Below are 18,659 nucleotides of genomic sequence, written 5' to 3' on the forward strand. Positions count from 1 at the left end.
GGCTAAGTATGCCCAGCCCTGCCCGTGCCACAGCCTTTTCCCCCTCCCAGGCCAAGGAATACCAGCGTCGGCGTCGCGAACGGATAATTATCTTTATAATCTTCCTGTTGATTGTGACCATTACCTATCTGGAGGTCCGACTGGTAAGCCGCGGGGGGGAGCCGGTAACAGGCAGCATGCTGGCTTTTGGCCTGGTCAACCTCAATACTATCCTGTTATTGGTGCTCATCTTTTTAATCTTCCGCAATCTTTCCAAGCTGTTTTTGGAACGCCGCCAGAAGATCTTCGGCTCCCGGTTGCGGGTCCGTCTGGTACTGACCTTTGTCACTTTGTCGCTGTTGCCTACCTTGCTGATGTCTTTTGTGGCTTTCCAGTTTATTTCGAACCGGGTGGAATATCAACTGGATACCCGAGTTGAGCAATCCCTCAAAAATGCTTTAGCCCTGAGCCAGGAATATTATCAGGGCATGGAACACAAGGTGCATGCCTGCAGCCGCGTTCTGGCTCGAGAGATTAACGACCAGGGGTTGCTAGCCCCGGAAAAGGTCGCAGCCCTGGCCGCTTTTTTGGACCAGACCCAACAAGAGTATCACCTCACCGGGATCGAGATCTTTGATCAACAAGGGAACAAATTAAGCCAATCACAATTGCCTCAAAACGTTGGGTTGCCCGACACCGAGGCCAATCTTTTACAATCTGCTCAGGTCAGGGAGGCCGGAAGAGTCTATCGGCAGGTAACTGATCAGGGTGAACTCCTCCAAGGTCTGACTCCTTTAGGGTTTATCCCAGGAACAGAAATCCCTGAGGCTTATTTGGTAGTTAGTCAATTGATCCCCCGGCCGATCTCCACCCAGATCGCCGGGATCGCCCGGGGAGTGTCGGACCTCAGAGATTTACAACTGCTGTTGCGTCCGGTTCGGGTCGGTCATTATATTGCCTTGCTGATTGTCACCCTGCTGGTAATCATGTCGGCCATCTGGCTGGCCTTTTATATGGCCAAAGAAATCACCACCCCCATCCAGCAACTGGCGGAAGGTACACTCAAGGTGGCAGACGGGGATTATAATATCCATATTGATCTTGAAGGGCGGGATGAAATCGGCTTTTTGGTCCAGTCCTTTAACAAAATGACCCAAGATTTGCAGCATAGCCGGGCCCAGTTGGCGGCGGCCAATCAACAGTTGTCCCGGAGTAATGAGGAATTGGAGACCCGCCGGCGGTACATGGAAGTTGTCCTCCAAAACGTCGCGGCCGGGGTCATCTCGTTAGATGCCGACAGCCGCATTACCACGATCAACGATTCGGCCCAGGTGATGCTGGGACTCAGGGCCGAGGAAATTTTAGGCCAGGATGCTCGGCAGCTCTTGCCGGCTGACCAGTTTGACAAGGTGGCAGAGGTGATTGCCGAGGCGCAGTACTCCGGCCGCTCCAGTATGGAAAAACCTTTGCAAATCAATCTGCCCGACCACACCCTGTCTCTGCTGATTAAACCCACAGTGCTGAAAGATGAACAGGGGCGCTACCTGGGGGTAGTAGTGGTGTTCGAAGATCTAACCGAGCTGGAGCGAGCCCAACGGCTGGCCGCCTGGCGGGAGGTGGCCCGGCGCATCGCCCATGAAGTCAAAAATCCGCTTACTCCGATCCAATTGTCGGCCCAACGGCTGTGGCGCCGCTATGCCGACCAGTTCGGCGATGATGGCCAGGTCTTCCGGGAATGCACCCAGATGATCATCAAGCAGGTGGAAGAACTGAAGAATCTGGTGAATGAATTTTATCAATTTGCCCGCTTTCCCCAGCTTAGTCTGGCTCCTTGCGATATCAACGCCCTGATTAACGAGACCCTGATTCTTTACCAGGAAATCCAACCCCAGGTCACCTTGGAATTTCATCCGGATAACTCTTTAGGGGCCATCCCTCTGGATCGGGAGCAGATCAAACGGGTATTATTCAATCTATTGGATAACGCCATAGCTTCCCGGCCGGAAACGGTGGCCATTAACATCAGCAGTCGGCTGGATCAGCACCTCAACCGGGCGGAGTTGGTGATTGCCGATAACGGCGCCGGCATTCCGGACCGGGATAAACCCCGGGTCTTTGAACCCTATTTTTCCACCAAACGCAGCGGCACCGGCCTGGGTCTGGCTATAGTGCAATCTATTATCACTGAACATCAGGGAAGTATCCGGGTGGAGGATAACTACCCCCAGGGGAGCCGTTTTGTCATTGAACTCCCTCTTAGCCGGTAGAAGTTGATGGCCAAAACTATCCTGGTAGTGGACGACGAACCCAACATCCTGAGCACGGTTTCCGGGATCATGGAGGATGAGGGGTTCGACGTGCTGACCGCCCCGGAGGGGGAATCGGCCCTCAATCTGGTCGCCGAAGAATCACCCGACTTGGTGCTCCTGGATATTGCCTTGCCCGGTCAGGACGGCCTGGAGATTTTAAAGCAGCTCAAAGAACACTACCCCCTATTGCCGGTGGTCATGCTCTCTGCCTACGGCAGCGTGGAAAACGCCGTTCAGGCCACCCGCTTGGGAGCCTATGACTTTATCGAAAAACCCCCTCATGCTGACAAAATCATCCTGACGGTGCGCAATGCCCTGAAGATGGCCCGGCTCACTGAAGAAAATCTTCAACTACGGCAGAAGGCGGTGCCTTCTCAAGAAATCATCGGCAAAAGTCCGGCCATCCAGACCCTGCGGGAACAGGTCCGGATTGTCGCTCCCACCAATGCCTGGGTGCTGATCACCGGCGAGAACGGCACCGGCAAGGAACTGGTGGCCCGGTCCATTCATCGCCACAGCAAGCGGAGTCATACGGCCTTTGTCGAAGTCAATTGCGCCGCCATCCCCGAAGAATTGATCGAAAGCGAACTCTTTGGCCACGAAAAGGGGGCTTTTACCGGCGCGGACAGCAAACGCCGGGGGAAGTTCGACCAGGCCCATGAGGGCACCCTGTTCCTGGATGAAATCGGCGACATGAGCCTCAAAACCCAGGCCAAGGTGTTGCGCATTCTCCAGGAACAACGTTTTGAGCGGGTGGGGGGCAGTCGGCCCATTCAGGTGGATGTGCGGGTGATCGCTGCCACTAACAAAAATCTCGAAGCCGAGATCGAACGCGGGACTTTCCGGCCAGACCTCTACTACCGCATCAATGTCATCCCCATCCAGGTGCCGCCGCTGCGGGAGCGGCGCCAGGATATTCCGCTGCTTATCGAATATTTTTTGAAAGAACTGGCCGCCGAACCGGATGGTCAGCAAAAGATCCTTACTCCTGAGGCGGTGGAGATTCTGCAGAATCAGCCTTGGCCGGGCAATGTCCGGGAACTCAAAAATTTTGTCCAACGCCTGGCCATCCTTAGCCCCGGGCGGGTCATCGATGTCGAACACCTACCGGTTGAACTTCGGCAGGAAGGTCAAAAATCCCCAGAAAGCTGGCCGCTGTTTCAGATCAACTCCCTGAAAGAGGCCCGGGCCCGGTTTGAGAAGGAATTTATCCGCCGCAAACTGGCCGAACATCAAGGCAACGTCAGCCTCACGGCCGAGGCCATCGGCCTGGAACGTTCCCACCTCTACAAAAAGCTGAAGGCCTACGGCCTGGACCCCGGCCTGGAACGGGACGCCAGCGAAGCGAATTAATTGATTGAGACAAGATAAATAAATGTTCGATAACAACAGTATAGAAGGATGCGAGCATTGCCCCCTTTTTCCTATGCGAACCTCAGGGCTGTGAGGGGCCCAAAAGTCTCATGATATCGTTGTAGAATACCACAAACATCAATACCAGGATGATCATCAGGCCGATGGATTGGGCCATTTCCCGATGCTTGAGTTTGATCGGCTTGCCCCGGATGGCCTCCAGCAGGAAAAAGAATAGATGACCGCCATCCAGCATGGGGATAGGCAGGATATTCAACAGGGCCAGGTTGACGCTCAGTACTGCCATGAAATGAATCAGATTGGACACCCCCATTTCGGCCTGCTGCCCGGCCACCTGAGCGATCATGATCGGACCGCCCAGGGATTTGAGGGGAATCTTCTGGGTGATGAGTTTGACCACGCTGACGGTGGTGACCTCCAGAATCCCCGCGGTATAGGTGACCCCCCTCCAAAAAGCAAACAAGGGGTTCACCTGTTCGAACTGGGGGTTATTTGACACCGCCACCCCGATCAAGACCTCGGAAACCTTTTCGCCAAAGATGTTGGAGGTTTCCAGGCGCCGTGGAGTTAAGGTGAGACGAAACTTTTCCTCTCCCCGCTGAATGGTCAGATCCAGGGGTTTCTCACCCGATTGCCGGATCATACGGGCCATTTCCTCCCAGCGTTCCACCGGTTGCTGGTCGATACGCAGTATCCGGTCGCCCGGCTGCAGACCGGCTTCGGCGGCCGGCGAGTCAGGCTGCACCCCGCCGATTTCAGTGGTGAAATAAGGAATTCCCGTGAAGCTGAAGGTCAGGGTGAGCGCCACTATGGAAAAAAACAGATTAAACAAGGGGCCGGCAGCGACAATGGCGGTACGTTGTCTCAGGGGACGATTACTGAAGGATTTGGGGATCAGATACTCCGGAATCTCCTCGCGGGGATTTTCCCCCACCATCCTGACATAACCGCCCAACGGGATCACCGAAAGTCGATAGTCGGTTTCGCCGATCTGTTTGTGCAATAATTTGGGGGGGAATCCCAAAGAAAAGACCTCCACTCCCACTCCGTACCATTTGGCCACCAGGAAATGGCCTAATTCATGGACGAAGATCAGGATGCCGATAACCACAATGGTTGCCAGGACTGTTGTCATTACTGATTTACTCCCTCCTTCGGGCCGGGCGATGCGGAACACGCCCTTGACGAAACACTTCCCTTTATGATTGACCTATCAGGGTTTGGGCGAATTTTCGGGCCCAATCATCCGCTTCCAAGACTTGCGCCAGGGAAGTGAGTGGCTCAACCTGATGTGCCTCCATGGTCTGAGCGATAATCCGGAAAATGCCCAAAAATGGCAATTTTTCGGCCAGAAACGCGGCCACCGCTACTTCATTAGCGGCGTTGAGCACGGCTGGCGCGGTACCCCCGGCCCGGGCCGCCTCATAGGCCAACCCCAGGCTGGGAAACCGTTCCAGGTCCGGGGGTTCAAAAGTGAGTTGCCCGATTTGAAATAAATCTAAAGGCGGCAAATCCAGCGGTAGCCGCCGCGGATAGGACAGTGCATAAGCAATCGGGACCCGCATATCGGGGATGCCTAACTGGGCAATCACCGAGCCGTCGATGTACTCCACCAGGGAATGGATGATGCTTTGCGGGTGGATATGGACCTCAATGCACTCGGGCGGCAACTGGAACAAAACACTGGCCTCGATCACCTCCAACCCCTTATTCATCATGGTGGCGGAATCAATGGTGATCTTGGGTCCCATGCTCCAGTTGGGATGGTCGAGGGCCTCCGCCGAAGTAACGGTCGCCAACTGCTCCAGGGAGTGACGTAAGAACGGCCCGCCCGAGGCGGTCAGCCAGAGACGCCGGATGTCTTGGGCCCGATGTCCTTGAAGCGACTGAAAAATAGCGCTATGTTCGCTGTCAATGGGGATGATCGTTGCACCCTGCTGCCGGGCCGTGGCCATTACCAAAGGGCCGGCCATCACTAATGTCTCTTTGTTGGCCAGGGCCACTGAGATGCCGTGCTCCAGGGCTGCCAGGGTGGGTTGCAGACCCACGGCTCCCACCATGGCCGAGACCAGAAGCTGGTTGTGCGGGTCCGTGGCCAGGGCCACGGCCCCCTCGGTGCCGACCATGATTTCTGGGCCAGGGGTGTAGGGCAAGAGTTCTGCCAGGGTCTGGGCGGTATCGGCATCCTGGACCGAGACCCGGGACGGCCGGAAGCGGCGGATCTGTTCGGCCAATAGCCGGGCATTTTTCCCCGCGCCCAAACCTACCACCGTAAATTCCGCCGGGTACTGGGCCGCCACTGCCAGGACATTCTGGCCGATCGACCCGGTAGACCCCAGAATTGCCAGATTTTTCAAACTATTCTTACCTCATTTAAAATTCTAACTCAAACAATTAAAGTTTGCAAAAAATGATCATGCCCTTGATTCGGGTAAGGGGTAGGAAGTTATAAAAATCCCCAACCCTTCAGAAGCAGATAAAGAGCTTTGGTTGATCAATGTGATTAAAAATAACATATGGTTTGTTTCATCAGGAAAAACAGCTTGATATAATAAACTCCGGCCGCGGCGAACAACAAACTATCCAGGCGGTCCAGCAGTCCGCCATGGCCCGGCAGCAAATGCCCGCTGTCCTTGATCTGGGCCCGCCGTTTGAGCATGGAGACAAACAGGTCTCCCAACTGTCCGATCAGGGCCAGGACCAGCGTCACCCCGACCAGGGTCGGGACATTGATCCCGCCGAGGAGCCAGCGGCCCACCGCCACTCCCACCGCTAGGCTGGCGATAAGCCCTCCCAGGGAGCCATTCACGGTTTTGCCGGGGCTGACCGCCGGGTAGAGTTTGCGTTGACCGAACCAGCGCCCGGCATAGAAGGCGCCGGTATCGTTAGCAAAAGTCACCGCTAACAGCCACAGCACCCAATACTGGCCATCGGGCAGAACCCGCAGCCAGATAAAATGCCCGAGCAGGAAGGGGACATACACCAGACCCAGGCAACTCAATCCCACCTCCGGCAACAACCCTGGAGAATGCTCAAAATTGAGCAGATAAAACAGAAAATAGACGAAAAGGCTGAGTACCAGCAGAAATATCGGCCAACTCTGGTGGAAGGCGCAAAAACTCCAGGTCAGCAGCAAGCCCAGGCCGATTCCCAGCACTTTTGGGGGCCATTCGATGTCAGGCAGGGCCAGTGCCAAATATTCCCAGTGAGCCAGGCCGCTTACCATCAGAATGAGGAGAGCAAAGCTGAGCCGGGAGCCCTTGAGGAGAATGAGCAACAGGAGGGGGATACCGATCAGGGCGGTGAGCCAACGTTGGAGCTGCAACGTAACCTCCTAAGGTTCAGCCCCGGAGTTAAGGTTTCGGGGTATGCAGGGAATCGCGTTTTTCAGAGTGGACCTGCCAAGAGCGCCACAACAGCCAGCCTCCGACCCCAACGGCCAGAACCAGGGCAATAACCTGAGTCAGGGGCATTTTCGCCATCAGCACCGGGCCGCGATAATCGCCCCGGAAAAATTCTACCCCGAACCGGATCAACCCGGCTAAGGCCAGATAGGCGCCGGTCAACTGGCCATCAAAACTTTTGCGTTGGCGCAGCCACAAGATGATGCCAAAATTACCCAGGGCCAGCAGCGATTCGTAAAGTTGGGTGGGATGAATAGGGATTCCCTGGGGAGCCAGGGTGGCCGGATGGGTAAAGGTGACGCACCAGGGCAGATCGCCGGGCCGGCCATAACAGCAACCGGCCATAAAGCAGCCGATGCGGCCGATAGACTGCCCTAACGGTGCGCCGACCGCCAGGATATCAAAGGTTCCCAGGATAGGCATCTGATGCTGGCGCATATAAACGATAGATACGATCACCGCCAGGAAGACCCCGCCCTGGAAGGCAAGGCCGCCTTTCCAGAGCTTGAAGATTTCCAGGGGATGGGCCAGAAAATAAGACGGAGCCATTAAGATATGCAATAATCGGGAGCCGATCAGGGCGGCCAGGACGATCCAGAAACACAGATCATAAATTTGCTCCACCCGGACGCCTAGCCGTTTGGCCTCCCGACCGGCCATACCAATGCCACATAAAAAGGCCAGGGCCAGAAAAAAACCATAGGTGAAGATCGACACCGGACCCAATTTAAACAGGATGGGATACATTGTCATGTCCCTCCGCACGCCAGATAACCAGGCACAAAAGACCAGCCCCCAGGCAGATGAGGCTGTCCGCCACGTTAAAGGCCGGCCAGTGGTAGCGGCCCACATAAAAGTCTAGAAAATCAATTACCTCCCCCAAACGCACCCGGTCGATCAGGTTTCCCAAGGCTCCGGCAATGATCAGACTGTAGCCGGTCGCGGCCCAGTAGTCGTTTCCTGGCAGCCGAAAGAACAGATAGGCCAATACCGCCAAAACGATCAGGGTGGCAAAACTAAAAAAAATGCTGGCATAGGCCTCGGGCCAGTTGGCCAGCAGTCCGAAGGCGGCACCCCGATTGTGGACATGAACCAGGTTAAAAAACCCTGGAATAACCGGGACTATGGCAAAGCGGGACAAAGCCAGACAGATGACTGCCTTGCTGAGCTGATCCAGCCCCACCCCCGCACCAACTATTAGCATCAAGAGCCGATATTTCGGGGACAGGAACCGCCTGGAAATGGTCATCAATAGTTCTCCAGCACCTGGCGACAACGGGCGCAGAGAGTGGGATGGCGGGGGTCCTCACCGGTGGTCCGGGAATAATACCAACAGCGTTCGCACTTCTGTCCCGGAGCCTTTTCTACCTTGATGCTTAGCTCGGGAATTTCTTGGCTCACAAGGCCAGGAAGAGCTTTAGACTGAACCTCTAATTCCGAAACCATGGTCAGGGTCAATAATTCCGGAGTGTGGGCCTGAAGCTGATCATAGAGGGCGCCGGTAGCCCCCAAAATCAATCGGGCTTCCAGGGAATTGCCGATCAGCTTGACCCGCCGGGCCTCTTCCAGGGCGCGATAGATCTCTGTCCGCACCTTTAGCAAAGTTTCCCACTTGCTCAACAAAAGCTCATCCGGATGTCCAAGGGGTAGCTCCGGGAAGGCTGCCAGATGCACGCTGGCCGGCCGGTCTTGGCCTGGCAAATACCCCCAGATCTCCTCGGCCGTAAAGGACAGAATCGGCGCCATCAGCAGGGTAAGGCTGGTCAACAGGTCATATAGAGTACTCTGGGCGCTGCGTCGGGCCGGGGAATCGGCCCGTGACACATAGAGTCGATCTTTAAGAACATCCAGATACAGGGCAGAGAGTTCTACAGCGCAGAATTGACGTAGGCGGTGGTAAGCCCGGTGGAATTCAAAGCGATCGTAGGCTTCCCGCACCCGAGCGATAAGCTGTGCCAGCCACGACAGGGCCAGCCGGTCCAATTCTTCTCGTTCTGAGACAGGGATCAGATCCTGGCTCGGATCAAAATCATAGAGGTTCCCCAACAAAAACCGGGCAGTATTGCGGATGCGACGATAGGCCTCGGTGAGTTGTTTAAGAATCTGGTCAGAAAGGCGCACGTCATCCCGATAATCCTCGGCCGCCACCCACAGCCGCAAAATTTCCGCCCCAAAACGTTTGATGATATCTTGAGGGGCAATGACGTTACCCAGGGATTTGGCCATCTTCTTGCCTTCGCCGTCCACCGCAAAGCCATGGGTTAAGACCCCCCGATAAGGGGCCTGACCGCGGGTTGCCACCGCGGTCAACAACGCGCTGTGGAACCAACCGCGATGCTGATCGGAGCCTTCCAGATAGAGGTCAGCCGGAAAACCCAGATGAGGATTGGTCTCCAGCACCGGGGCAAAACTGACCCCGGAATCGAACCAGACATCCAGGATGTCATTCTCTTTTCGAAATTCCCTACCGCCACAATTAGGGCAACGGGTACCGGCGGGCAGCAATTGTTCGGCTTGGCGATTGCACCAGGCCTCGGCCCCTTCCTGTTGCACCAGTTCAATAATGTTATCGATAACTTGCTGGTTAAGCAGGATCCGGCCGCAAGCCTGGCAATGAAAGGCGATGATCGGCACCCCCCAGGCCCGCTGCCGGGAAATGCACCAGTCCGGACGATTTTCGATCATGCCATGGATGCGCTCCCGACCCCAGCGCGGCATCCAGGCCACCTGATCGATAGCCTTAAGGGCCTTGGTCCGCAGATCATTATGTTCCATGGAGATAAACCATTGCTCGGTAGCCCGAAAGATCACCGGCTGTTTACAACGCCAGCAATGGGGGTAGCTGTGGCTGATCTTTTCAGACCCCAACAAAGCCCCGCGTTTTTGCAGCAGATCGATGATGCCGGCGTTGGCCGCCCACACCTGCTGACCGGCAAATTCCTCCACTTCCGGAAGAAACCGTCCATCATCATCCACCGGGGAGTAGGTCTCCAGGCCATAGCGCCGGCCGCTCTCAAAGTCCTCCTGGCCATGGCCGGGGGCAATATGGACCAACCCGGTGCCGGCTTCCAGGGTGACATAATCGGCCAGAATTACCTGCGACCGGCGATCAATCCAGGGGTGTTGACAGACCAGCCCTTCCAATCGAGAGGCAGGAATCAAGGCCTTTTCCACACCTCGTAATCCCAGGGTGTGGAGTACTGGTTCGGCCAGGTCGACAGCCAAAATCAGGATTTCCTCCCCGACCTGGACAGCCGCATAGTCAAACCGGGGATTGAGGGCAACGGCCAGATTGGCGGGCAGGGTCCAGGGGGTGGTGGTCCAGATGACCAGCGAGATCGGAAAGCCGGCCAACTCGGGATAATCGCCGGCCAGATCCGATAATAAGGGAAACTTCACGAAAATCGAAGGAGTCTCGTGGTCATGATATTCGACTTCGGCTTCGGCCAGGGCAGTGTGGCAGGTGCTGCACCAGTAGATGGGTTTCTTGCTGCGATAAACCGCGCCGGACAGAGCAATGCGCCCATATTCCCGGATGATCCCCGCGACATAGTCATTAGACATGGTCAGGTAGGGATGCTGCCAGTCGCCCAACACTCCCAGGCGGATAAACTCCTGCCGCTGAATATCGATGAACCTGAGGGCATACTCCCGGCATCGCTGGCGGATCTCGGAGCGTGACAGCTTTAGTCCTTGCCGCTTGAGTTGTTTGTCCACTTCATGTTCGATGGGGAGCCCATGGCAATCCCAGCCCGGCACATAGGGGCAGTCCAAACCGCTCATCTGCCGGGATTTAATAATGATATCCTTCAATATTTTGTTCAGCGCGTGGCCGACATGGATATGCCCATTGGCATAGGGAGGGCCGTCGTGCAGAATAAAGCGCGGACGTCCCTGATTCTGAGCTCGCAGTTGCGAGTAAATGTCCATTTCTGTCCAACGGCTCAAGATCTCTGGCTCCAGACGGGCCAGGTTGGCCTTCATGGGAAATTTAGTCTTGGGTAGATTCAAGGTGGCTTTATAATCGATTGCCATTAACCGCCTCCGGCCCTGATTTAAATTTATAAGATTATCTCATCATCAGGAAATGTCAAGTTTTTGCCAGATTCAGGATATTGATACCAAGTTGCGATCAAAGAGCTAGAATGCCCCCTCACCATCGCTCTCTCCCCCGCCAGCGGTGGAGAGGGGATAAAGGATAAAATTACTCATTTGAAAGCTAATCGGTATGAGGGCCAGGGTGGCCGGTAATTTTTAAATTAGGGACCAAGTCTTTTAGCAAGAACCAAACAATGGACTGTGGCTCTTATACCCTTTCTGGTTTCAGAGGCAACCGGTAACGATATTAATTTATGAATATCCCGAACAATTTGTTACAGACAACCGAAACCCGGAACCAGAAACCGGTATCAGTCCCGAGCAGCGTTAATCTGCAGGATTGTGGTGGTGTGCGGGGTTACCTTGACCGGGTCGGCCAGACGCTGGCCGACGACCCAGATAATCTGTCCCTGGCTCAAAAGCAATGGAAAAAATGGGCGTTGGCGGCGGGGGATTTTGGCGTCAACCAGAAAATCCTGGAGTTTTTTGGTGCCTGCCATCCCCAGCGGTTGAAATCGGTCACCGGGCCGCACCGGGCGTAAAACCAGCGGAAATTCTACCTTTTTTCTGTCCATCAAGACCATCTGGGGGGTGGCGGCCTGAACAGCCACCGGCTTTGCCGGGTAGGTACTCCACTTCAAGGTCCAGCCCAGCCCGGAAAAGGTCCCCTGATCCTGGCAGGGCAGGACAAATTCGCCAGTAGGCGGCGGTTGAGAAGAACCGCAGTGAAGCACCAGATGGCCTCCTTCCCGAGCCAGGCGCCAGCCCCCGGGAAGAGAAATCTCTCTCCCCCCGGTCTTGTTCTGGCAAAGGGCCAGGGCGGCATGCAGGTGACGCCAGGTAAGGTCCGTCAGCTTGCGGCTCGCCCCACCCAGGGCCAGCCGCAGCACTCTCTTCTGTATATAAGGATGAAGGATCAGGAAGCGCTCCAGGTCCAGTTGCAGTTTGTCGCCGGGAATTTCCTGACGCAACAGCGCCAGTTGCCGGGCGCTTTCCTGAGCCAGATAGTCCTCCTGCTCCTGGAGAAGAGCCTGGGTCCGCCAGACCGCCTCTTTAAGACGCGGGTTGTAATGTCGTAGTAGCTCCGGCAGCAGATCCAACCGCAATTGATTGCGGCGGTATTTGCGACTCAAGTTACTGGAATCCTGGCAATAAGGCAGGCCTTCGTGGTCCAGCCAGGCCAGTATTTCGGCCTTGGCAATTCCCAACAAGGGGCGCACCACTCCGGTAGGACTGTAAGGCCACATGCCTTTCAGACCTTCCGGCCCAGCCCCTCGCAACAGGCGCAGAAAAAACAGTTCCACCTGGTCATCGGCGGTGTGTCCCAGAGCCAGTTTAGGATAATCTAGCTCCTGGCGCAGCCGCGCAAAGAAGGCCAGGCGGAGTTGCCGAGCTGCCACCTGCAGAGAAAGTTTATGGCGCTGGGCATAATGGCGCACTTCTCCCCGCTCCTGGTAGCAAGGCAGCCCCAGGATAGCAGCCTGCTCCGCTACCCAGGCCGCTTCTTGCTGCGATTCCCCATCTCTTAACCCATGCTCAAAATGAGCTACTCCCAGAGATAAACGCCAGGTCTGTTTTAATCGATTCAGGAGATACAAAAGGGCCATGGAATCCGGCCCGCCGGATACCCCCAGCAGGACCCGGTCACCGGGCTGAAACATTTGGTGTTCCTGGATAAAAGCCAGTACCTGAGAAGGCAATGCTGATCCTGGTTGCTTAGGACCCATAGGCAGATTGCTCTAAGATAATGATAATCGGACTAAAATTTACGGTTCGAAATACCCCGATAACAACAAGATTAACATACTGATATCATAATTATTTTAACAAAAAAAACCAAAATTCCAAACAGTATCAATCCGGCTTGAGGGGGCACAGTTCCGAAATCACCCGCAAGAGGGTGTGCTTCGAAAACGGTTTGGGAAGGAAACGGTTGATCACCTGGGGTACGGCTTTGGCGGCTTTCATGGTGCGGGTTTCCGAGGAGATCAAAACAACCTGGCAACTGGGCAGAATCTCTTTGAGGGAATGGGCCAGTTCCAGGCCGTTGCGGGTGGGCAGATGGTAGTCGATCACGGCTCCGGTGTATTGCTCGGTGCGCAGGTTTTCTTCCAGCCGGTCTCCAGAGGCTAGAGGCGTGACCTCATACCCGGCCCGAAGCAAGATCGCAGTCAACGCTTCTCGGGTCCGCTGATCATCATCTACCACTAAAATCTTGACGCTCACGGATGTCCCTCGGAATTAATAATAACAGGAAAAGTCTTGATGATCAACATGTTATAGAATAAAGTAATTCCCTCCATGATCCGCCCGCCAATACCGGAGGTCCAAGCCGATTAGATTTCTATCCGACTAAATCTTTCTAAGGCGGAGAAAGTTCATCATTTGCATCCGACTCCGGCATCGCTGGTCCACTGGTAGGCAAGCACACATGGATGCAAGTCCCCTGACCGGGTTGAGACTCCGCCCAAACCTTTCCCTGATGGGCCTCCACAATAGTTTTACAGATGTATAGACCAAGGCCGGAGCCGGCCGCCCGGTGCCGGGAGGAATGATTAGTCCGGTCCGGGTACTTTTGAAACAGGCTCTCCAAAGTTTCAGGGACCATCCCACTGCCGGTGTCCGCGACAATAATTTCAACCGCAGGTCTGCCGCCATCCAGAGTCTGGGTTTGGGCCACGACCGAGATCTGACCCCCGGGCGGAGTAGCCTCCAGGGCGTTGTCGATCAGATTAAACAAGACCCGTTCCAGGTAACGTTCGTCGGCCCAGATCTGGGGTAGTCCGGAAGCCAGCTCGGCCTGGAGATTGACCCCCTGGTGCTGCGCTATTTCAGCATAATGTTGAATTATCCGATTGATAACCATTCCAGGCACCAAGCTCTCGGGCTGCAGCTCCAAATGGCCGGACTCAAAACGAGAAACATCTAAGACATTGTGGACGTGCAAGAGCAAATTTTCGCTGCTCTTCATGATGCCTTGCAATTTGCGCTTCACTTCCGGAGGGAGAGTCTCATCCTGCAAGGCCTCGATGGTCAGGCGCACTCCGGTCAGCGGGGCCTTGATGTCATGGACAATCATGGAGAGAAAATCGGCGTTGGCGGCAATACGGTCGCGCTCCTCCTGGAGAAGCTGGGTTTTTTCCCTGAGGGCGCGAGTCATGGTATTAAAAGACCTGGCCAGTTCTCCCAACTCATCGCGGCTGGTAACCGGAATATCGCCGGGCAATTCCTCGCGGGCGGCCTGGCGGGTACCTTCGGCCAGGTGAGCGATCTGTCGCCGCATGCCCTGGGATAGCAGGAAACTCAGAAAAATTCCCAGAAGGGCACTGCCGCCGCCGACCCCAAAGATCACTAAGTTAAGGGCCAGCCTAGCATTAGCCACCTCTTTATGGCTGATCCCCACCACAATCAGGTTTTCCCAAGGTTTCTCTTCCTGTTCCAGAGGTAAATAGGTAATGGTATAAGTCTGGTCACCCAAAACAATGCTTTGTACCCGCGCCGATTCTTGGCCGGAGGTGGCGGCTCGGTTTTTACCCAATTTGAGTTCCTGGAGAGCAGACTCGGGGATATCCTTAAACGAATTGACAATCACCCGGTCGGCATAAAAAATCGCCACCTCTGCTCCGGGGCCGCGGGAGATGGATTCAACAAAGCCCCGGTCGATCAATAAACCGGTAAGGACTACGCCCACCACCTCTTTTCCATAAAAAATGGGGGCAGTGGCGCTCAGAGCAATGCTATCTTGCCACTGGGTGATACGGCTGGCCCGCTTACCTTTTAAGGCGGCCCGCACCAGGGGGTTCCCGGAAATATCTACCCCGATGGCCCCGGGGGCATGAACCCGAACCACGATCACTCCCCGGCGGTCGGTGATGGTCAGGATATGCAGACCGGCCTCTTTCATCTGGGGAGTGGCCAGAAACCTGAGAGATTCAAAATCATTGAGGAACAACAGTTCTGCATAACTGGGAGTATTGGACAACAAATCCGCCGCCTGGACCACCTTTTGGTTCTTCTCCAGGTAATCCGCCAATACCAGTCGGGCCACCAGGCCTACCCGCTGCTGGTGCCACTCCAGGATCTGTCGAGTGGCTAAAAACCGCATCACCAACAACAGTCCCACCAGGGCGAGCAGCAGGGATAATAAATTGACGCCGATGAGTTTAAAGCCAACCTTATTTTTTACCGCCATTTTAGATACTGCTACCTCTGGGGCGCTGGAGTAACGCTCCTTAGTCTTGCCCATAGCCTGATTAACCCAAGCTATGCTATAATTATTGGAGTTTAATCAAAGATAGCATAATTAGAGAGAAATATGGAAGAAAAAGTCATAATTCCGGGGCCAGAGGTCAGCCTGGAAGGGCGTTTCACGCCGGGACCTGACGGCGGCGTAGTCATCGCTCACCCACATCCGTTATTTGGGGGGAGCATGGACAATAATGTGGTCTGGACCGCCAGACAGGCTTTCCAGGCCCGGCGCTGGGCAACCCTGCGGTTTAATTTTCGCGGCGTTGGCCGCAGTTCCGGCACCTATAGCGGCGGCCCGGGGGAGGTGGATGATCTGGCCGCCGCCCTGGGATGGCTAATTGCCCAGAACCTGAAGCCCTGTTACCTGGTAGGATACTCTTTTGGGGCTTATGTGACAGCTCTAGCGCTGGCCCAAGGGCTGGAGGCGAACGGGGCCTTGCTGGTCTCGCCCCCCATTGCCTTCCTGGACTTGGCCATCTTGCCCCAGGTGCCGGGTCTGGCGCTGATTGTGGTGGGCGATCGGGATGAGCTCTGTCCAGTGAGCGACTTACAGGCACTGCTGGCTGGCCACCGCAACGCGCCGGAGGTGGTCGTGATCTCTGGCACTGATCACTTCTTTGGCGGCTGCGAGGATCAATTGTTACAGATTTTGCGGGATTACCCCTTGCCAGGGGCAAGCCATTAGCCCTATCCAACGAACCAGGCTGCTGGCCGGTTCACTCCCAGCGTCGAAAAGCCCCAGACCTTGTAAAATAAATTGTGATTTTGGGCAAGCTTTAGCAAAACCCCTATCTTTGCCATCTGGCTTGACAAAAGCCATACCAGACCTTACTATAACTGACATTTATGACCAAGGGGGATATCCACCCATGGCTACGAAAAGGTCGCATCTGCTGCACTTTTATGGCCGGGAATGTGTCCATTGCCGGCAGATGGAACCTTTGCTGGCTCGTCTGCAGGATGAGCTGGGGGTCAATATCGAAGACCTGGAGATCTGGCATAATCAGGCCAATGCCACCCTCTACCGGCAGTATGATCAGGGACGCTGTGGCGGCGTCCCTTTTTTCTATAATACCCGCACCAATGAGTGGCTCTGTGGCAATGTATCCTATGAGGCGTTGAAAAAATGGGCCCAGGGTTAGGATTACCCGATAGGAGTTAAAATGCTCTTTGAGGACTATGATCCCCTAGCTGGTCGGCGGTTATCCATCCTCTCCCCGGAAGGCGAGATTGATGAGGAGTTGCGCCCCCCGGAACTGGATGATGTGGCTTTGCTTGAACTTTACGATCGCCTGGTGGCTTTGCGCCAGGCTGATCAACAGGCCCTTATCTTACAGCGGGCCGGTCGCATGGGCACCTACCCCCCCACCTTGGGGCAGGAAGCAGCAAATATCGGCAGCGCTGCGGTCCTGGAACCCCAGGATTGGCTGGTGCCCTCTTTCCGGGAAACCGGGGCCATGCTGCTCAAGGGCGTGCCGCTGAAGCTGATCTATCTCTATTGGATGGGCTGTGAATGGGGCAGTCACTTCCCCCTGGAGGTGCGGGTGCTGCCGGTCTGTGCGCCGGTCAGTTCTCAGACTCTGCATGGCATCGGGCTCAGCTGGGCCGCCAAGCTTAAAGCCGAGAATTCCGTGACCCTGATCTATCTGGGGGATGGCGGCACTTCCAAAGGCGATTTCCACGAAGCCATGAATTTTGCCGGGACCTTTAAAACCCCGGCGATTTTTTTCATTCAGAATAATCAGTATGCCATTTCTGTGCCTCGGACCCGGCAAACCGCGGCCCCGACTCTGGCCCAGAAGGCCATCGCCTATGGCTTTCCCGGCATGCAGATCGATGGCAATGACCTGCTGGCGGTCTATCTGGCCACTGGTGCCGCCGTCACTCGGGCCCGTTCCGGCCAGGGTCCCAGTCTGATCGAAGCGGTAACCTATCGCCTGGGGCCGCACACCACCGCCGATGATCCCACCCGGTACCGCTCGGCGGAGGAACTCGAAGAGCAAAAGCGATTTGATCCCCTGCGGAGAGTCAGGATTTATCTGGAAAACCGGGGGTTGGTGACCGCCGAGACCGAGGCGGCGCGACAGGCTCAACATCAGCAATGGGCCCAAGAGCAGGCCCGGGAAGCCGAGGCGGCAATCTCATATAATCCGGATGAGATTTTTGATTACCATTTTGCCCATCTGCCTCCTTACCTGGTCGAGCAGAAAGCCTACTGCCAGCGGATCGTGGCTGCCAAGAGAGAGTCAGGCCATGCCTAAGCTTAATATGGTGGAGGCGCTGAACCTAGCCTTAGCGGAGGAAATGGCCCGGGATAACCAGATTATTTTGCTGGGAGAGGACGTCGGGCAACTGGGCGGCGTTTTTCGGGTTACCGACGGCCTGCAGGCCCGTTTTGGGCCCGACCGGGTAATCGATACGCCCCTGGCAGAATCGGGGATTGTCGGCACCTCTTTGGGGTTGGCGGTGGGAGGCTTTAAGCCGGTGGCCGAGCTTCAATTCATGGGCTTCCTGTACCCCGCCCTGGACCAGATCATTTCCCATATCTCCCGCTACCGCAACCGCACCCGAGGACGTTACTCCTTACCTCTGGTGATCCGCATGCCCTATGGCGGCGGCATCCACGCTCCGGAACACCACTCGGAAAGTACCGAGGCAATTTTAGCCCATATCCCGGGGATCAAGGTGGTAATCCCGGCCAGTCCTTATGATGCCAAGGGCCTGTTGATTTCGGCCTTGCGGGATCCCGATCCGGTGATCTTTCTGGAACCGAAGCGCATCTATCGGGCCATCCGGGAAGAAGTGCCGGAGGGAGAATTCACCGTGCCCCTGGGGCAGGCCAAAATTGTCCGGGCCGGGGACCAGGTTACCGCCATCGCCTGGGGCGCGATGGTTCGGGAGACCCTGCGGGCCGCGGAAGAGGTAGGGGAAGAAGGGATCAGCGTGGAAGTTATTGACCTCATGACCATTTCCCCCTTGGACGATGCCACCCTGGTGGAATCCATCCAAAAAACCGGCCGCGGGGTGGTGGTCCATGAAGCCTGCCGTACCGGCGGCCTGGGGGCCGAGATCATAGCTCGCCTCATGGAGAAGGCCTTCCTGTCAATGGCGGCCCCGATTGAGCGGGTTACTGGCTTTGACACGGTATTTCCGCTCTTAAAATTGGAAGAACATTACCTCCCGGATGCCTTTCGGATCAGCCGGGCCATTCGCAAGGTGTTTAATTTTTAAGAGTTGATGGTTTTAT

General features: G+C 55.7%; 15 protein-coding genes. 6 read left to right on the plus strand and 9 right to left on the minus strand.

Annotation, left to right across the window (positions count from 1 at the left end):
• The first annotated feature begins 8 nt into the window (after positions 1-8).
• Both JRG72_05935 and JRG72_05940 read left to right on the plus strand, forming a co-directional pair.
• A complete protein-coding gene (locus JRG72_05935; GenBank protein MBW2134760.1) occupies positions 9-2,246 on the plus strand; it encodes a HAMP domain-containing protein in 2,238 nt (745 codons plus the stop codon).
• Positions 2,247-2,252: 6 nt separating this feature from the next.
• Positions 2,253-3,641, plus strand: coding sequence for a sigma-54-dependent Fis family transcriptional regulator (locus JRG72_05940; GenBank protein ID MBW2134761.1), 1,389 nt, complete (start codon positions 2,253-2,255; stop codon positions 3,639-3,641).
• An 82-nt stretch (positions 3,642-3,723) separates the two neighbouring features.
• On the opposite strand, the gene rseP is transcribed toward JRG72_05940, so the two are convergent.
• From rseP to JRG72_05985, 9 genes are all read right to left on the minus strand, one after another.
• Positions 3,724-4,797, minus strand: coding sequence for an RIP metalloprotease RseP (rseP, locus tag JRG72_05945; GenBank protein ID MBW2134762.1), 1,074 nt, complete (start codon positions 4,795-4,797; stop codon positions 3,724-3,726).
• 64 nt (positions 4,798-4,861) lie between these two features.
• Positions 4,862-6,019: a 1-deoxy-D-xylulose-5-phosphate reductoisomerase gene (locus tag JRG72_05950; GenBank protein ID MBW2134763.1), complete on the minus strand. Its 1,158-nt coding sequence runs from the start codon at positions 6,017-6,019 to the stop codon at positions 4,862-4,864.
• A 146-nt stretch (positions 6,020-6,165) separates the two neighbouring features.
• The gene (locus JRG72_05955) at positions 6,166-6,987 is read right to left on the minus strand and encodes a phosphatidate cytidylyltransferase (protein MBW2134764.1); all 822 of its coding nucleotides are present in this window, start codon (positions 6,985-6,987) and stop codon (positions 6,166-6,168) included.
• A gap of 28 nt (positions 6,988-7,015) precedes the next feature.
• Positions 7,016-7,819 (minus strand): prolipoprotein diacylglyceryl transferase, encoded by an 804-nt coding sequence (lgt, locus tag JRG72_05960; GenBank protein MBW2134765.1) that lies wholly within the window; start codon positions 7,817-7,819, stop codon positions 7,016-7,018.
• Positions 7,794-8,315, minus strand: coding sequence for a signal peptidase II (lspA, locus tag JRG72_05965; protein MBW2134766.1), 522 nt, complete (start codon positions 8,313-8,315; stop codon positions 7,794-7,796). The genes lgt and lspA overlap by 26 nt, the downstream gene beginning before the upstream one ends.
• Positions 8,315-11,095, minus strand: coding sequence for an isoleucine--tRNA ligase (ileS, locus tag JRG72_05970; protein MBW2134767.1), 2,781 nt, complete (start codon positions 11,093-11,095; stop codon positions 8,315-8,317). The genes lspA and ileS overlap by 1 nt, the downstream gene beginning before the upstream one ends.
• Before the next feature lie 380 nt (positions 11,096-11,475).
• On the minus strand, positions 11,476-12,864 hold the full coding sequence (gene tilS / locus JRG72_05975) for a tRNA lysidine(34) synthetase TilS (GenBank protein MBW2134768.1): 1,389 nt from the start codon (positions 12,862-12,864) through the stop codon (positions 11,476-11,478).
• A gap of 154 nt (positions 12,865-13,018) precedes the next feature.
• Entirely contained in the window at positions 13,019-13,390 is a 372-nt protein-coding gene (locus tag JRG72_05980; GenBank protein ID MBW2134769.1) for a response regulator, read from the minus strand.
• A 136-nt stretch (positions 13,391-13,526) separates the two neighbouring features.
• Positions 13,527-15,410 (minus strand): HAMP domain-containing protein, encoded by a 1,884-nt coding sequence (locus JRG72_05985; GenBank protein ID MBW2134770.1) that lies wholly within the window; start codon positions 15,408-15,410, stop codon positions 13,527-13,529.
• A 69-nt stretch (positions 15,411-15,479) separates the two neighbouring features.
• Between JRG72_05985 and JRG72_05990 the strand changes: the two genes are divergently transcribed.
• The 4 genes from JRG72_05990 (at position 15,480) to JRG72_06005 (ending at position 18,643) form a co-directional block, all read left to right on the plus strand.
• Entirely contained in the window at positions 15,480-16,097 is a 618-nt protein-coding gene (locus tag JRG72_05990) for an alpha/beta fold hydrolase (GenBank protein MBW2134771.1), read from the plus strand.
• A 184-nt stretch (positions 16,098-16,281) separates the two neighbouring features.
• A complete protein-coding gene (locus tag JRG72_05995; GenBank protein ID MBW2134772.1) occupies positions 16,282-16,554 on the plus strand; it encodes a hypothetical protein in 273 nt (90 codons plus the stop codon).
• Positions 16,555-16,575: 21 nt separating this feature from the next.
• Entirely contained in the window at positions 16,576-17,673 is a 1,098-nt protein-coding gene (gene pdhA, locus JRG72_06000; GenBank protein ID MBW2134773.1) for a pyruvate dehydrogenase (acetyl-transferring) E1 component subunit alpha, read from the plus strand.
• Entirely contained in the window at positions 17,666-18,643 is a 978-nt protein-coding gene (locus JRG72_06005) for an alpha-ketoacid dehydrogenase subunit beta (protein MBW2134774.1), read from the plus strand. The genes pdhA and JRG72_06005 overlap by 8 nt, the downstream gene beginning before the upstream one ends.
• Positions 18,644-18,659: the final 16 nt, after the last annotated feature.

It is taken from the genome of Deltaproteobacteria bacterium (assembly GCA_019309545.1).
GTDB lineage: Bacteria > Desulfobacterota > Desulfobaccia > Desulfobaccales > Desulfobaccaceae > Desulfobacca_B.

Coding starts and splice junctions, on each gene's coding strand:
- JRG72_05935 (MBW2134760.1), top strand. CDS start 9: ATGCCCAGCCCTGCCCGTGCCACAGCCTTTTCCCCCTCCCAGGCCAAG.
- JRG72_05940 (MBW2134761.1), top strand. CDS start 2,253: ATGGCCAAAACTATCCTGGTAGTGGACGACGAACCCAACATCCTGAGC.
- rseP (MBW2134762.1), bottom strand. CDS start 4,797: ATGACAACAGTCCTGGCAACCATTGTGGTTATCGGCATCCTGATCTTC.
- lgt (MBW2134765.1), bottom strand. CDS start 7,819: ATGACAATGTATCCCATCCTGTTTAAATTGGGTCCGGTGTCGATCTTC.
- lspA (MBW2134766.1), bottom strand. CDS start 8,315: ATGACCATTTCCAGGCGGTTCCTGTCCCCGAAATATCGGCTCTTGATG.
- JRG72_05985 (MBW2134770.1), bottom strand. CDS start 15,410: ATGGGCAAGACTAAGGAGCGTTACTCCAGCGCCCCAGAGGTAGCAGTA.
- JRG72_05990 (MBW2134771.1), top strand. CDS start 15,480: ATGGAAGAAAAAGTCATAATTCCGGGGCCAGAGGTCAGCCTGGAAGGG.
- JRG72_05995 (MBW2134772.1), top strand. CDS start 16,282: ATGGCTACGAAAAGGTCGCATCTGCTGCACTTTTATGGCCGGGAATGT.
- pdhA (MBW2134773.1), top strand. CDS start 16,576: ATGCTCTTTGAGGACTATGATCCCCTAGCTGGTCGGCGGTTATCCATC.
- JRG72_06005 (MBW2134774.1), top strand. CDS start 17,666: ATGCCTAAGCTTAATATGGTGGAGGCGCTGAACCTAGCCTTAGCGGAG.